General features: G+C 69.6%; 16 protein-coding genes. 9 read left to right on the top strand and 7 right to left on the bottom strand.

The features are described from left to right. Positions 1-54 precede the first annotated feature (54 nt). From OG446_RS19420 to OG446_RS19395, 6 genes are all read right to left on the bottom strand, one after another. A complete protein-coding gene (locus tag OG446_RS19420; protein ID WP_328895244.1) occupies positions 55-264 on the bottom strand; it encodes a hypothetical protein in 210 nt (69 codons plus the stop codon). After that, entirely contained in the window at positions 261-605 is a 345-nt protein-coding gene (locus tag OG446_RS19415) for an RRQRL motif-containing zinc-binding protein (RefSeq protein ID WP_328895243.1), read from the bottom strand. The genes OG446_RS19420 and OG446_RS19415 overlap by 4 nt, the downstream gene beginning before the upstream one ends. After that, positions 605-1,462 carry a DUF2637 domain-containing protein gene (locus tag OG446_RS19410; protein WP_328895242.1) on the bottom strand — a complete coding sequence of 286 codons (858 nt, stop codon included), beginning with the start codon at positions 1,460-1,462 and terminating at the stop codon, positions 605-607. Before OG446_RS19410 ends, OG446_RS19415 begins: the two co-directional genes overlap by 1 nt. Next, positions 1,459-1,644: a hypothetical protein gene (locus OG446_RS19405; protein ID WP_328895241.1), complete on the bottom strand. Its 186-nt coding sequence runs from the start codon at positions 1,642-1,644 to the stop codon at positions 1,459-1,461. Before OG446_RS19405 ends, OG446_RS19410 begins: the two co-directional genes overlap by 4 nt. Then, positions 1,641-1,907, bottom strand: a complete 267-nt coding sequence (locus OG446_RS19400; RefSeq protein WP_328895240.1) for a DUF6284 family protein — start codon at positions 1,905-1,907, stop codon at positions 1,641-1,643. Before OG446_RS19400 ends, OG446_RS19405 begins: the two co-directional genes overlap by 4 nt. Positions 1,908-2,560: 653 nt before the next feature. Next, positions 2,561-3,277 (bottom strand): GntR family transcriptional regulator, encoded by a 717-nt coding sequence (locus OG446_RS19395; RefSeq protein WP_328895239.1) that lies wholly within the window; start codon positions 3,275-3,277, stop codon positions 2,561-2,563. A 56-nt stretch (positions 3,278-3,333) separates the two neighbouring features. Between OG446_RS19395 and OG446_RS19390 the strand changes: the two genes are divergently transcribed. The 6 genes from OG446_RS19390 to OG446_RS19365 all read left to right on the top strand — a co-directional run bounded on the left by OG446_RS19390 (position 3,334) and on the right by OG446_RS19365 (position 8,476). Continuing rightward, on the top strand, positions 3,334-4,155 hold the full coding sequence (locus tag OG446_RS19390; protein WP_328895238.1) for a class I SAM-dependent methyltransferase: 822 nt from the start codon (positions 3,334-3,336) through the stop codon (positions 4,153-4,155). A gap of 722 nt (positions 4,156-4,877) precedes the next feature. Next, positions 4,878-5,042, top strand: a complete 165-nt coding sequence (locus OG446_RS19385; protein WP_187285206.1) for a hypothetical protein — start codon at positions 4,878-4,880, stop codon at positions 5,040-5,042. Positions 5,043-5,053: 11 nt separating this feature from the next. Next, a complete protein-coding gene (locus tag OG446_RS19380) occupies positions 5,054-5,347 on the top strand; it encodes a Dabb family protein (protein WP_219573451.1) in 294 nt (97 codons plus the stop codon). 202 nt (positions 5,348-5,549) lie between these two features. Beyond that, on the top strand, positions 5,550-6,494 hold the full coding sequence (locus OG446_RS19375) for an RNA polymerase sigma factor SigF (RefSeq protein WP_443050166.1): 945 nt from the start codon (positions 5,550-5,552) through the stop codon (positions 6,492-6,494). A gap of 233 nt (positions 6,495-6,727) precedes the next feature. Further along, positions 6,728-7,594: an RNA polymerase sigma factor SigF gene (locus OG446_RS19370; RefSeq protein WP_328895237.1), complete on the top strand. Its 867-nt coding sequence runs from the start codon at positions 6,728-6,730 to the stop codon at positions 7,592-7,594. 57 nt (positions 7,595-7,651) lie between these two features. Next, positions 7,652-8,476 (top strand): hypothetical protein, encoded by an 825-nt coding sequence (locus tag OG446_RS19365; protein WP_328895236.1) that lies wholly within the window; start codon positions 7,652-7,654, stop codon positions 8,474-8,476. An 18-nt stretch (positions 8,477-8,494) separates the two neighbouring features. Here the strand turns inward: OG446_RS19365 and OG446_RS19360 are convergent, their stop codons facing one another. Continuing rightward, positions 8,495-8,707, bottom strand: a complete 213-nt coding sequence (locus OG446_RS19360; RefSeq protein WP_326737519.1) for a hypothetical protein — start codon at positions 8,705-8,707, stop codon at positions 8,495-8,497. A 475-nt stretch (positions 8,708-9,182) separates the two neighbouring features. On the opposite strand from OG446_RS19360, the gene OG446_RS19355 reads away from it, so the two are divergent. From OG446_RS19355 to OG446_RS19345, 3 genes are all read left to right on the top strand, one after another. Continuing rightward, positions 9,183-9,704: a MarR family winged helix-turn-helix transcriptional regulator gene (locus OG446_RS19355; RefSeq protein WP_328898341.1), complete on the top strand. Its 522-nt coding sequence runs from the start codon at positions 9,183-9,185 to the stop codon at positions 9,702-9,704. 23 nt (positions 9,705-9,727) lie between these two features. After that, the gene (locus tag OG446_RS19350; RefSeq protein WP_328895235.1) at positions 9,728-12,220 is read left to right on the top strand and encodes an MFS transporter; all 2,493 of its coding nucleotides are present in this window, start codon (positions 9,728-9,730) and stop codon (positions 12,218-12,220) included. 197 nt (positions 12,221-12,417) lie between these two features. Beyond that, on the top strand, positions 12,418-13,236 hold the full coding sequence (locus OG446_RS19345) for a YceI family protein (RefSeq protein WP_328895234.1): 819 nt from the start codon (positions 12,418-12,420) through the stop codon (positions 13,234-13,236). Positions 13,237-13,242: the final 6 nt, after the last annotated feature.

Here is a 13,242-nt window from a genome sequence, read left to right as displayed (position 1 = left end):
CCCGGGCCGGATTCGATCCGGCGCCCTCACCGGGTGAATGCCGGGGCGTCTGGTCTAGCGGCGGGAGCCGATCGACCCGCCCCCGCCACGGCGGGGAGAGGACGGGGTGCCGCGGCGGCAGGAACCGGCGTGGTTGTTCGCCAGCCCATCCGCCTTGCCGCTGGCCACGGTCTTGGAGAAGCCGCAGGTGCAGATGACGGTCGATTTGCCGAAGAGGCGGGGGCGGACCTCGGTGGTCCCCCCGGCAGGGGTGAAGTACTTCATGCGTGCGAGACCTTTCGGGTCGGGGAGTCGTGGCAGGGCACGCACATGCCGAGTGAGCGCGGGATGCAGTACCCGGCATCGCGGCGGCAGTTCGGGCAGGTGCGGCGGGCCCGCATGGCCTTGGCCAGCGCGGCGGCCCGGCCGGGGGTCATGGGGCGTACGGGCTTGGCGTGGTCGATGCGGTAGAGGTAGGCGACCAGCGGAGCGCGGCGGCGGCGCGGGCGGTGAAGCACTGCGGCGACGTCCTGTCCGCCGGGCCGCAACCCCAACGCCCGCAACTGCCTGCGGGTCGCGTAGCCGTCCGGGGCCAGACGCCACCGGAACTCAGGCAGCGTCGCCATCACGCGACCGCGTCGACCGGTGCGGTCGACCGCTCGCCGCGCAGGGTGTCGCGCAGGACGCGGGCCTTTGCGGGTGAGGTGTGGACGGCCTTGCGGATGCCCTCGGCCGTCAGATCCTGGTCGGACCAGTCGGCAGTAGCCGATCGGGCTTCATCGAGCAACTGCTCGGCGGTGCGGGCCGGTCGACTCGATCGGGCAGCGGCCGGTACGCGGCCGGTCGCCCGACGGGGACGAGCCGACTCAGCGGCCACCGCCCGGACCGGCATCGACTCGACCGGCTTCACCAGGTCGATGACCACCGGGGCGGGCAGCGCCGCCGGGAGGTCAGCAGCGGGTACCGGGGCGGGGGTCGACTCTCCCAGGTCAGAAGTAGACCGTTTTGTTGCTGTATCGACCGTTACGGTGATCGGGGCGGGCTCGATCGGTCGGTGGTGGAGCACCTTGGCGACCAGGTCGGACCCGAAGTAGATCGAGCCGACCGGCAGCGACGTAGCGAGCAGCACCAGCGCCCAGTTGGCGGGGTCCCAGTCAGCCAGTCGGCCCCAGTCGACCGAACCGCCGTGCAGCTCGGGAACGAGCCCGTGCACGTAGTTCAGGACCAGTGACGCCAGGGTGTAGGCGGCCAGGACGCGCAGTGCGAACCGCTTGTCCGCTCGATCGGTCAGCACCAGCGTGGCGACGAGAGCGAGCGCCATGAGTCCGTCGACGACGAACGGGTAGAGCAGCGCGGCCGTACTGTCCGCGCCGATCGCACGGGCCACGTCCCGCAACGCGTTCCACGAGACGCGGAACGCCATGCCGACCACGGCGACCAGGGCCAGCACCAGGGCGGCCCGCCCCTTGCGGTGAAGGTTCATGCCGCACCGCCCGTCCCGTACAGGAACCGGAAGAGGGCAAGCTGCAACTCCACCCAGTCCATACCGGCGGGCTTGGGGTAGCCGTGCCGAAAGAGCACGTCCGCCACATCGGCGGCCAGCCCCAGGGTGAACCGGGCGTCATCGTCGGGCTGCGGACTGACGGGGTAGACGCGGGCACTCATGCCGCACCGCCCGGCTGCACCGTGATGGTGCGGTTGCTCAGGTCGCGACGGGCGGCCAGGACCCGGTTGTGGGCCCGGCGCACGCGCCGTACGTCCAGCTCGTTCGTCGGCCGGTCGATGGTCATGATCTGCGCGTCCAGCAACTCGACCTCCGCCCGGATGAGCGGCATCTCCAGCTCGATCGCGTCCAGCTCGGCGGCCGACGGCTCGAAGTCGAGCGAGGTAGCCGTAACAGTGGCCTGAAGTGCAGCGATGGTCTTCATGGGTCGTGGTCTCCCTAGCAGGTGCGACGGCCCGAACAGCGGCCCCGGTGTGTCAGCACCGGGGCCGCGCGCCGTCTGTGGGTGAAGCGGGAAAAGGCGTTCCGGCTCCCCTCAGCCCCGCCCGTACAGCGCCGCGCTAGGCGGCCTGGACGGGCGGGGGAGGCAACCGGCCGCGTGAGCGGCAGATCAGGTGATGCGATGACGCAAGGGGCTTACCGCTCAGGCCGGTCCAGCACGGGCGGCGCCCACGTACTTCGCTGACTCATGGGGTTCCTCTCTTGTGGTCGGATCAGGGCAATCACTGCAAGGGGGATCACGTCCCCACTCGCCGGCCGTTGCTCGCGGTCACCGGGCCACCTCGCCAGTCGGGCCGAAGCCCTGTCCCCTGGCCTTTAGCGGGATTGCAGCGTCCCCGCCCTCAGCTCTGGGCAGCCCAAAGAAGGGCCATCCCGACGTGGATCACCGCACCTTTCCGAAAGTTCCGGATTGGGTGGTGGCCACACCAAGAGACTGGACCGGTGGACCGGTCCAGTCAAGTGTTGAGTTTGCCGGCGCCACCCCCGCTCACCACATAGGTGCAGGTGAGGGGCCGATTACGGGAAATAAAAAAGCTGGACCAGTGGACCGGTCCAGCTTTCATTGTCGCCCGCTGACTACATCGCGTACGTGTCCACCTGCTCGAAGAGGGACGCCGGCGTGACGCCCTCCTCGCACACCAGCGGCTTCCCTTGCTCGTCGTACGCGGTGTGCAGAAGTACGGCGACCGGGGTGTTCTGCGGCACCTTCAGGAGTTCTGCCTCTGTCTCCGAGGCGAGGCGCACTGTTGTGATGTCCACACCTTCCGACGGACCCCGCCCGGTCTGTCTCCGCACGTAGCGCGTCGTCCCTTCGGCGATCGGCTTCGTGTCGGCAAGGCGCGGCGATACTTCGGCGATCTCCGGGGGGAACCACGCTTCGACGCTGCTGTTCGGTGTTCCGTCCGGGAGCTGGAGGACGCGAACGCGCCGAAGCGCCTTCGTTCCGGCGGGGAGTCCGAGTGCATCTGCGACGCGGACAGGGGGTTCCGCCCAGTCCGGCGTGCCGACGCGCAGGAACGGCATCCCACCAAGGATGCGCGCCGACCCCGCGCGGCGAGCGCCGGCGGGGCGTGCCACGGGAGTCTCCGTGACGACAAATCCGGTTCCTTGCTTGGCCACGACCACGCCGTCGTTGCGCAGTACGTCCACGGCCTTGATGGCGGTGGCCCGCGACACATCCCACTGCTCAGCCAGCTCACGACCCGACGGGATTGTCTCCCCGGGGGCGATCTCACCAGCGGCAATGCGGGCGCGCAGGAACTCTGCGATCTCTTCGTACTTCAGGACTGCCATGGCTTCCCCTATTCCGCGCGCTGGACTGGTCCACCGGTACACAGGATACTGCGACCATGTCGAATCTCGAATTGGCTCCCTCCGTGATGCGGTTCTACGGCGAGACAGTGAACGAGGACAGCCGCCTGCGCACCTCGGCAGACGGCCGTATGGAGCTGGTCAGGACTCAAGAACTCCTCCGACGCTTCTTGCCCCCCGCACCGGCACGCGTGCTCGATGTGGGCGGGGCGACCGGTATTCATGCGGAATGGCTCGTGAAGGACGGCTACGAGGTCACCCTCGTGGACCCCGTGCCTCGCCATGTAGAGCGCGCGTCGGCCGTGTGCTCGGCCTACGTGGGCGACGCACGAGAACTGCACGAGGCTGATGGCAGCTTTGACGTTGTGCAGCTCCTCGGGCCGCTCTACCACCTGCCCGATGCGAGTGATCGAAGCAGAGCTCTGGCGGAAGCCTGCCGAGTCGTGAAGCCAGGCGGGATGATCGCTGCGGCGGCCATCAACCGATACGCGTCGCTCTTTGAACACGTCACGTACTCCCACCTGCACGCTGAACGGATCCATGATTCCGTCTCCAAGATCTTGGAGACGGCCGTCTATGACGGCGGACGCGGCTTCACCCTGTCGTACTTCCACCGCGCCGATGAGCTGGTGGAAGAGCTGAGTGCTTCCGGGCTGACCGACGTACAGGTCTTTGGTGTCGAGGGACCTGCCTGGTCCCTGGTGAAGACTGCTGAGCAGCAGCCGGGCGCGGGTCCCACAGACGAGCTGCTTGCCTCCGCCTTGGCCGCAGCGCGTATGGCGGAGCCGTACCCGGAGCTACTCGCGGCAAGCTCTCACCTTCTGGCCATCGGAAGGGCCCCCGCCGGCGCCACCGAGTGACGCTCGCCGTCTCAGTTTCCGTCTCGTTCACCGTCGTACGCCACCGTTCACGGTCGTACTTCGCCCCTTGCGGGACCACCGAAAAGGTCTGCGGCGAACGGCCGTGAACGGTGGCGCACAGTGGCCTGACCAGCAGGAACAGACCTCGAAAGCGAGTGTGGGGAAACTCACCGAGGGTTCAAATCCCTCCGCTACCGCTCTTGTGAAGGGCCCGGCGCACAGCGTCGGGCCCTTCGAGTTTTCCCGCCCGACCGGCTCCGCCCGGCCGTGGCACGGCTGCCGGGCGGCAGGACCGGCCGCGGCACGGCAGCGGCCCCGGAACCGCCGAGTGCGGCAGCGGGCATGACAGCGGCCCCGGTCCGACGGTGGTCGGGCCCGGGGCCGGCTGCGAGGTCGGGTCGGGGGAAGCGGCATCGGGGGGACAAGCCGCTCCCCCCGATGAGAACAGGCCCTACCAGCTCTCACCGCGATCGGGGGAAGGCCGCGGTGAGAACCCCACAGAGAGGTCCTGTTCCTCGCCCCTCGGATTCCTGCCAGATCCGCTGGGCTCGTTCACCATCCTGCCCCTCCACAGATGCCGCGTGGGCGGGCAAAGGGCCCCGATCGCCGGGTCCTTGGTCCCTAAAGACCGGATGAGTGATCGGAATCAGCAAGCCGATACGGCCATGTGTGCGGATAGACTCGCCCGACCGCGCAGGGGATCGAAGGGGAGTCAGGGGCTGATGGTGCAAGCAAAGAAGATCGCTCTCTACTTGATAGTCGTCTTCGTGCTCTACACGATCATCACGTCCCCCGCCCGGGCCGCGGATCTCGTCCAGGTAGGGTTCGAGGGCGTTTCGGACGCCGCTCAGGGCGTCGGCGACTTCATGTCCGAGCTCGTGAAGTAGGAGTACCCCCCATGATCCGCCATCTGGTCCTGTTCAAGCTGAACGACGGCGTCGAGCGGGACGAGCCGCGGGTCGTCGCGGGCGCCGAGGCCTTCCGGGAACTGGCGGACAAGGTGCCCGGGCTGGAGTTCTGGGAGTGCGCCTGGAACATCACCGACCGGCCGATCGCCTACGACTTCGCCATCAACTCCGCGGTCGCCGACGAGGCCGCGCTGAAGAGCTACATCGAGCATCCGGCTCACCAGGCGGCCGCCGGGCAGTGGCGTGAATTCGCCACCTGGGTGATCGCCGACTACCCGTTCTGACGGCTTCGGCCCTGCGAGCCCCTCACCATGCCGGTGAGGGGCTTTCTTTGTGTTTAAACCGATTCGAGGTCAACACGGCGCTATGGGGTGCTTGCACATAGTGGACATGTCTTGTGATGCTATGACCGCTTTTGAAGGATGAGTTGACCGAAGTTGACCGCAAAGGGGTGGCGTCATCGTGCCGGCCAGTACAGCGCCTCAAGTGCCTCCCCAGACCGTGCAGGCCGCACGGACGACACCGGTGTCACCGACCCCGGCGCCGCAGCCGCCCACGGCATCCCAGGCGCCTCCAGCGGTCCAGGCCCAGGCCGTCCAAGCCCAGGCCGTCCAGACCGAGACGATCCAGACCGAGACGCCCGACGACACCGTCACGCCCGCCAGGACCCGGGGCGCCGACACCAGGGCGCTCACCCAGGTGCTCTTCGGCCGCCTCCAGGGGCTGGAGCCGGGCACCGCGGAGCACGGACGGGTGCGGGCGGCGCTGATCGAGGCGAACCTGCCCCTCGTCCGGTACGCCGCCGCGCGGTTCCGCAGCCGCAACGAGCCGATGGAGGACGTCGTCCAGGTCGGCACGATCGGCCTGATCAACGCCATCGACCGGTTCGACCCCGAACGCGGGGTCCAGTTCCCCACCTTCGCCATGCCCACCGTCGTCGGCGAGATCAAGCGGTACTTCCGGGACAACGTGCGGACCGTCCACGTCCCGCGCCGGCTGCACGAACTCTGGGTCCAGGTCACCGGGGCCACCGAGGACCTGACGACCGCTCACGGCCGCTCCCCCACCACCGCCGAGATCGCCGCACGGCTGAAGATCTCCGAGGACGAGGTGCTGGCCTGCATCGAGGCGGGCCGGTCGTACCACGCGACCTCGCTCGAAGCCGCCCAGGAGGGTGACGGGCTGCCGGGCCTGCTGGACCGGCTCGGCTACGAGGATCCGGCCCTGGCCGGAGTCGAGCACCGCGACCTGGTCCGCCATCTGCTCGTACAACTGCCCGAACGCGAACAGCGGATCCTGTTGCTGCGCTACTACAGCAACCTGACGCAGTCCCAGATCAGCGCGGAACTCGGAGTCTCACAGATGCATGTGTCAAGACTCCTCGCCCGAAGTTTCGCCCGACTTCGATCCGCAAACAGGATCGAAGCGTAGCTGGATCGGGTAGACCGGTCCTGGGGCGTTCCCGCGGACCAAAAGCCGTACACCCCTTGTTAACTGGGCAGACTCCCCCGGAACTTGTCGACAAGTCACTACAGCGTGTTGCCGACATGTGACATTCTGCGGGAACCGCGTTTGCCGCAGCCTCCCCTCCGGTATTCAGGTGGAGGCTGCGTTCCTCCGATGGTCGCGGCCACCGCGACCGTCCGCGACCTCAAGGGGGTGGCATGTCCGCAGAACAGGGCAGCTCGAAGGTGCTCACGCTCACCAAGAGCGCACCCGCACCCGTTGTGCTCACCAGCTCGTCGGAAGCCATCGACACCCGCACGCTGTCCCGCTCCCTGTTCCTGCGGCTCGCCGCGCTGGGTCCCGCACCGGGCCCCGACGGAACGGACACTCCGGAGCGCGCCTATGTGCGGGACACACTCATCGAGCTCAACCTGCCGCTGGTGCGTTACGCCGCGGCACGGTTCCGCAGCCGCAACGAACCCATGGAGGACATCGTCCAGGTCGGCACGATCGGCCTGATCAAGGCGATCGACCGGTTCGACTGCGAACGCGGCGTGGAGTTCCCCACGTTCGCGATGCCCACCGTCGTCGGCGAGATCAAGCGCTTCTTCCGCGACACCTCCTGGTCGGTGCGGGTACCGCGCCGGCTCCAGGAGCTGCGGCTCGCCCTCACCAAGACCAGTGACGAGCTCGCCCAGAAGCTCGACCGCTCGCCGACCGTTCCGGAACTGGCCAAGGCGCTCGGGGTCTCCGAGGAGGACGTCGTCGACGGCCTGGCCGTCGGCAACGCCTACACCGCCTCCTCCCTGGACTCGCCCTCGCCCGAGGACGACGGCGGCGAGGGTTCGCTGGCGGACCGGCTGGGTTACGAGGACGCGGCGCTGGAGGGCGTCGAGTACCGCGAGTCGCTCAAGCCGCTGTTGGCCAAACTCCCGACGCGTGAGCGCCAGATCATCATGCTGCGGTTCTTCGCCAACATGACCCAGTCGCAGATCGGCGAGGAGGTCGGCATCTCCCAGATGCACGTCTCCCGGCTGCTGACCCGCACGCTCGCCCAGCTCAGGGAGGGGCTCATCGCCGACTGACCGGGAACCCCGTTCCCGAGGGTTCCGATTTGACGGTCCGTCAGACACACTGTCGCGATGCGACGTCAGACATTCGGCCGGTCCGGCCGCCGGGGCACAGTGATCGCCGCCTCGGCGGCCGTGCTGTGTCTGGGCGGCGCCCTGACAGGCTGCGGGGACCAGGGGGGCGGCGACGGCTACACGGCGGTCGGCGCGGCCGCGACGGGCCCGGCGAAGGCTCCTTCGGGGGCGGTCGCGCCCTCGGGCAAGGTCACGCTGGTCCCGCTGGACGGGGCCGGGAGACCGAGCGGGAGCGGCACCGGGGGCTCCTCGGGCGCCTCGCCCTCTCCGGGAGCCCCTGGCTCTCCCGGAGCCCCGGACACGGGTGACGGTGCGGGCACCGCGGGCGGCTCCGGCCCGGACACGGCGCGTCCCGGTGCGTCCGGGGGCCCGGCACGGGCCCCGGGAGGACCGGGCGGCGCGGCTACGAGCGGTGCTCCGTCGAACGGGTCCGGCTCGGCGGACGGCACCGCGGGGACCACGGGATCCCCCGGCACCGCGTCCCCGTCCGCGCCCGGCTCCACGGCCCCCGCCGGGCCCGCCGTCATCGAGGCCGGGGCCCCGGTGCGCGCCGCGGCGGACGAGCGGTGGTGCGAGAAGGTGACCGTGGAGTTCCGCAACACCGGCGGCTCACCCGCGCGTTCGGGAACCGTCACCTTCGCCACGCACATCATCGGCGGGCTGGGGATCGACTGGGCGACCCGGGAATCGACAGCGCCGCTGCCCGTGCCCATCGGCGCGGGAGCGGCGCGGAAGATGACGTACACCGTCTGTGTGGACGCCTGGCGGGTGCCCCTGGGCATGCATGTCGAGACCCGGGACGTGACCGCCGTCTGGAAGTGACGGGGGGACTACGCGATGTCAGCCGAGCGCGAGCCAGGCGACCGCGCCGAGCACGACGATCACCGCGACGACGGCGGCGATCAGCCCGGTCCTCGGTCCGGAGGACACGGCGGCGGGCTGCTGCCGGCGCTGCGGCTCACCCTCGTCGACGAAGGCGCGGAACATCTGGGTGTTGCCTGCCGGGTCGCTGTTGCCCTCGGGACCCTGCGGAGCGTGGGGATTGTGTGCCATGTCGCAGGACCCTAGCGAACTCGGCGGAACCGCCCAACCCCCGGGCGGTGAAGGGGCAGGGCCATAACCGGGGAACCGGTGAAGGCCGGGTGGCAGAGCCGGCCGGACCCCGGCACGCCGTACGGGGCCGTTGACGACGGGCGACCCCCAACCTGCGTATCGAGGCAGCCAGTTGGGAATCGCGGCGCGCTGCCGTCCGCACGCTCCCGTATATGTGCGCGAACGGTGGCCCTCAGCCGGCGCCGGAAGCCGAGAGGACGGGAGAGGCCGCCCCCGAGCTCGCCGGGACCCGCCTCCGGAGTGGCACAGGACACATCCGCCCCTTGCGCACCCCACACGCTGGGCGTTTGACCCGCGCCCTACGGAGCCTTTTGTTTTCCTTTACTTCTGCAAGCCCCTTTTCGTTTGCCTGCAGCAACCAACGGCTTCTATGGTTGCCCTAAGCAACAAGATGACGTGAATGTCTGGGGGTCCCGTGGCCGCGCGGAGTCAGTACGAAGAACTGGCCCGGCAGCTCAGCGCAGTCGGCGCCGTCAAACGGGGCCTGGCCCGCATCCTCCCCGCCGAATGCCCCGCCGGCTCGGCGGCCGTACTGGCTCTGCTGAGCCGGCACGGCGAGATGCGGATCAGCAGACTGGCCGAGCTCCTCGCCGTCGACATGTCGGTGACCAGCCGACACGTCGCCCATGTGGCGGAACGCGGCTGGATAGAGCGTTCCCCGGACCCGGCGGACAAGCGCTCCCGCATCCTGCGGCTGACCCCCGCGGGCGAGGGAGTGCTCAACGATCTGAACTGCCGGACGACCGAGATGTTCGCCCACAACCTTCAGGATTGGTCCGACGACGAGGTCGGACAGCTCAACACGTTGCTGGCCCGGCTGCGCGACAGCTTCTCCTGTCGCAGCTCCGGCGGGTGCGCCCCCGGAAAGCACAGCGGCGACTGCCGCTCCCGGTCCACCGGCAGTCACGACGGCTCGTACACCCGTACACCCGTGTAACAGAAGCAAAGACAAGGATTTAAATGGCTACGACCACACCAACCGGTGTGCGGGGCGGCCACGCCAAGCACGGAGGGAACGAACCCTCCAACGGCGTGCCGATGACACACCGGCAGATCATGGAAGCGCTCACCGGGCTGCTGCTCGGCATGTTCGTCGCGATTCTTTCGTCCACCGTCGTCACCAACGCCCTGCCGGAGATCATCTCCGACCTCGGCGGCGGCCAGAGCGCCTACACCTGGGTCGTCACGGCCTCGCTGCTGGCCATGACGGCGACCACCCCCCTGTGGGGCAAGCTCGCGGACCTGTTCAGCAAGAAGCTGCTGGTCCAGATAGCACTGGTCATCTACGTCGCCGGATCGGTGGTGGCCGGTCTGTCGAACAGCGCCGGCATGCTGATCGTCTGCCGTGTGGTGCAGGGCATCGGCGTCGGCGGCCTGTCCGCCCTCGCCCAGATCGTGATGGCCGCGATGATCGCCCCGCGTGAGCGCGGACGCTACAGCGGCTACCTCGGCGCGGTCTTCGCCGTCGCCACCGTCGGCGGCCCGCTGCTCGGCGGTGTCATCACCGACACCAGCTGGATGGGCTGGCGCTGGTGCTTCTACGTCGGCGTGCCGTTCGCGGCCATCGCCCTCGTGGTGCTCCAGAAGACCCTGAAGCTCCCGGTCGTCAAGCGCGACGTCAAGGTCGACTGGACCGGCGCCTTCTTCATCAGCGCCGCCGTCTCACTGCTGCTCCTCTGGGTGACCTTCGCGGGCGACAAGTACGACTGGATGTCCTGGCAGACCGGCGTGATGCTCGCGGGCTCCGTGCTCCTCGCGCTGCTCTTCGTCTTCACCGAGTCCCGCGCCAGTGAGCCGATCATCCCGCTGCGGCTGTTCCGTAACCGGACCATCACGCTGGCCTCGCTCGCCTCGCTGTTCGTCGGTATCGCGATGTTCGCGGGCACCGTCTTCTTCAGCCAGTACTTCCAGCTGGCGCGCGGCAAGTCGCCGACGATGTCCGGTGTGATGACGATCCCGATGATCGCGGGTCTGTTCCTCTCCTCGACCGTCTCGGGCCAGGTCATCACCAAGACGGGCCGGTGGAAGGCGTGGCTGGTCAGCGGTGGCTTCCTGATCACGGCGGGCCTCGGCCTGCTCGGCACCATCCGGTACGACACCCCCTACTGGCACATCGCGATCTACATGTTCCTCATGGGGCTCGGCGTCGGCATGATGATGCAGAACCTGGTCCTCGCCACGCAGAACCAGGTCGAGCCCCAGGACCTCGGCTCCGCCAGCTCCGTCGTCACGTTCTTCCGTTCCCTCGGTGGCGCGATCGGTGTCTCGGCACTGGGCGCCGTCATGGCGAACCGGGTCACGCACTACGTCAAGGACGGCCTGGCGGACCTCGGTCCCGAGGGCGCGGCCATGGGCCACGGCGGTACCGGCGGCGGGGGCATCCCCGACCTGGCAACGCTGCCCGCACCGTTCCGCACGGTGGTGGAGGCCGCCTACGGGCACGGCGTCGGTGACGTCTTCCTGTACGCCGCTCCGGCCGCACTGGTCGCCTTCCTGATCACGATCTTCATCAAGGAGGTCGCGCTGAAGACGAACGCGGCCAACGACGCCCCGGCTCCGGCCGAGGCCGTGGAGCTCGCCAAGGCCCCGTCCGGTACGGCGGCCCAGGTCTCCGAGGGAGCCGCCGGCGTCACCGCCGTCGACACCCTGGAGGCCGCACCGGTGGCCGCTCCGGTGGCGACCGTGCAGGGCACCGCGGTCCGCGGTGTGGTGCGCGGCGCCGAGGGCGCACCCGTCGACCGGGCCGCCGTCACGCTGATCTCGCTGGGCGGCCGGCAGCTGGGCATCTCGGTCGCACAGGCCGACGGCTCCTACGTCCTGGACGCCCCGGGCACCGGTTCCTACGTGCTGATCGCGTCGGCCGACGGCTTCCAGCCGCAGGCGTCGACCGTGGTCGTCGGCGACGAGCCGCTCACGTACGACATCCTGCTCGCCGGTACGAGCGGCCTGGCCGGGACCGTGCGGGCCGCCGAGGGCGGTACACCGGTCGAGGGCGCCATGGTCATCGTGACCGATGTGCGCGGCGACGTGCTGGCCACCGGCAAGTCCGGTGACGCGGGCGAGTTCACCTTCGGTGAGCTGGTCCCCGGTGCGGTGACCGTCGCGGTCAACGCGGCCGGCTACCGTCCGCTGGCGCTGCCGGTGGAGATCGGCGGCCAGGGTGTCACCCGGGTCGACGCCGCGCTCCAGTCCGGCGCGCTGGTCCAGGGCATCGTGCGGGCCGGTTCCGGCCGGCGGCCGCTGCCCGACGCCCGCGTCACGCTGGTCGACGCGGCCGGCAACGTGATCGCCACCTCGACGACCGGGGAGGACGGGGCGTACGCCTTCACCGACCTGGACGCGGGCGAGTACTCGGTCATCGCGACCGGCTACCCGCCGGTGGCCGGTTCCCTGACCGTGGCCGGTCACGGGGTCGACGGCCACGACATCGAGCTCGCCCACCCGGGCGAGTAACCCTCCGGGAAACCCCGGACGCAAGACCCCTGGCGGGACGGCACTTCGAGCGGAGAGTCTGTCCAGGCCGGCGGAAATGGGCCCCGGCGGTGGGGACGGCAGGCAGGGGACGGCCTGCCGTCCCCGCCCCGGGGCCCGACTCATTGAGTGACCCGTTCCTTGAAGGGGCGGGGCATTGAGCAAGGAGAGAAAACGGGATGGGACTTCGCGCACAGGTACGCACGCGGGACGGCTGGGCCGTCCAGCACGCGGTCGTGACGGTCACCGACATGACCGGGACGCAGGTGCTGCGCGCCGCCGCCGACGAGGACGGGACGGTGCGCACCGAGACACCGCTGTCCGCCGGCGCGTACACCGTGATCGTGACGGCGGTCGGGTACGCCCCCGCCGCCTCCACCGCCCTCGTCACGGCGAGCGGCCGCGTCGAGGCCGGCACGGTGGTACTGGCCCGCCAGGGCGGCGTGGAGCTGCCGCCCCCGGGCGCCTGGTCGCTGGATCCGGCGCACTCCTCGGTGGGCGCGGTCGCACAGCACCTGGGGATCTCCAGCGTGCACGGCCGGTTCACCGACTTCGGCGGCCGGATCGAGATCGCCGAGGACGTCCAGCAGTCGCGCGTGGACGCCGTCATCAACGCGGCCAGCATCGACACCGGCAACGGCATGCGGGACAAGCACCTGCGGTCGCCCGACTTCCTGGACACCGAGCGCTTCCCGGAGATCACCTACCGCTCCAGCGGGCTGACACCGGCAGGACCCGACCGCTGGACGGTGCACGGCGAACTGTCGCTGCACGGCGTGAACCGCCCGGTCGACCTGGACCTGAGCTACCTCGGCACCGGCCCGGATCCGTGGGGCGGCGTCCGCGCGGCGTTCAGCGCCACGGCGGAGCTGCGCCGCGACGACTTCGCCATGAACTACAACCAGGTCCTCCAGGCGGGCATCTCGGCGATCGGCACCACGCTGCGGATCGAACTCGACATCCAGGCGGTGCAGGGCGACTCCCTGCCCGCCGTCTGATCCCCG

Origin of the sequence: Streptomyces sp. NBC_00236, from assembly GCF_036195045.1 — a bacterium.
GTDB lineage: Bacteria > Actinomycetota > Actinomycetes > Streptomycetales > Streptomycetaceae > Streptomyces.
This window is presented reverse-complemented; position numbering and strand designations above follow the sequence as displayed.

Coding starts and splice junctions, on each gene's coding strand:
- OG446_RS19420 (WP_328895244.1), bottom strand. CDS start 264: ATGAAGTACTTCACCCCTGCCGGGGGGACCACCGAGGTCCGCCCCCGC.
- OG446_RS19415 (WP_328895243.1), bottom strand. CDS start 605: ATGGCGACGCTGCCTGAGTTCCGGTGGCGTCTGGCCCCGGACGGCTAC.
- OG446_RS19410 (WP_328895242.1), bottom strand. CDS start 1,462: ATGAACCTTCACCGCAAGGGGCGGGCCGCCCTGGTGCTGGCCCTGGTC.
- OG446_RS19405 (WP_328895241.1), bottom strand. CDS start 1,644: ATGAGTGCCCGCGTCTACCCCGTCAGTCCGCAGCCCGACGATGACGCC.
- OG446_RS19400 (WP_328895240.1), bottom strand. CDS start 1,907: ATGAAGACCATCGCTGCACTTCAGGCCACTGTTACGGCTACCTCGCTC.
- OG446_RS19395 (WP_328895239.1), bottom strand. CDS start 3,277: ATGGCAGTCCTGAAGTACGAAGAGATCGCAGAGTTCCTGCGCGCCCGC.
- OG446_RS19390 (WP_328895238.1), top strand. CDS start 3,334: ATGTCGAATCTCGAATTGGCTCCCTCCGTGATGCGGTTCTACGGCGAG.
- OG446_RS19385 (WP_187285206.1), top strand. CDS start 4,878: ATGGTGCAAGCAAAGAAGATCGCTCTCTACTTGATAGTCGTCTTCGTG.
- OG446_RS19380 (WP_219573451.1), top strand. CDS start 5,054: ATGATCCGCCATCTGGTCCTGTTCAAGCTGAACGACGGCGTCGAGCGG.
- OG446_RS19370 (WP_328895237.1), top strand. CDS start 6,728: ATGTCCGCAGAACAGGGCAGCTCGAAGGTGCTCACGCTCACCAAGAGC.
- OG446_RS19365 (WP_328895236.1), top strand. CDS start 7,652: ATGCGACGTCAGACATTCGGCCGGTCCGGCCGCCGGGGCACAGTGATC.
- OG446_RS19360 (WP_326737519.1), bottom strand. CDS start 8,707: ATGGCACACAATCCCCACGCTCCGCAGGGTCCCGAGGGCAACAGCGAC.
- OG446_RS19350 (WP_328895235.1), top strand. CDS start 9,728: ATGGCTACGACCACACCAACCGGTGTGCGGGGCGGCCACGCCAAGCAC.
- OG446_RS19345 (WP_328895234.1), top strand. CDS start 12,418: ATGGGACTTCGCGCACAGGTACGCACGCGGGACGGCTGGGCCGTCCAG.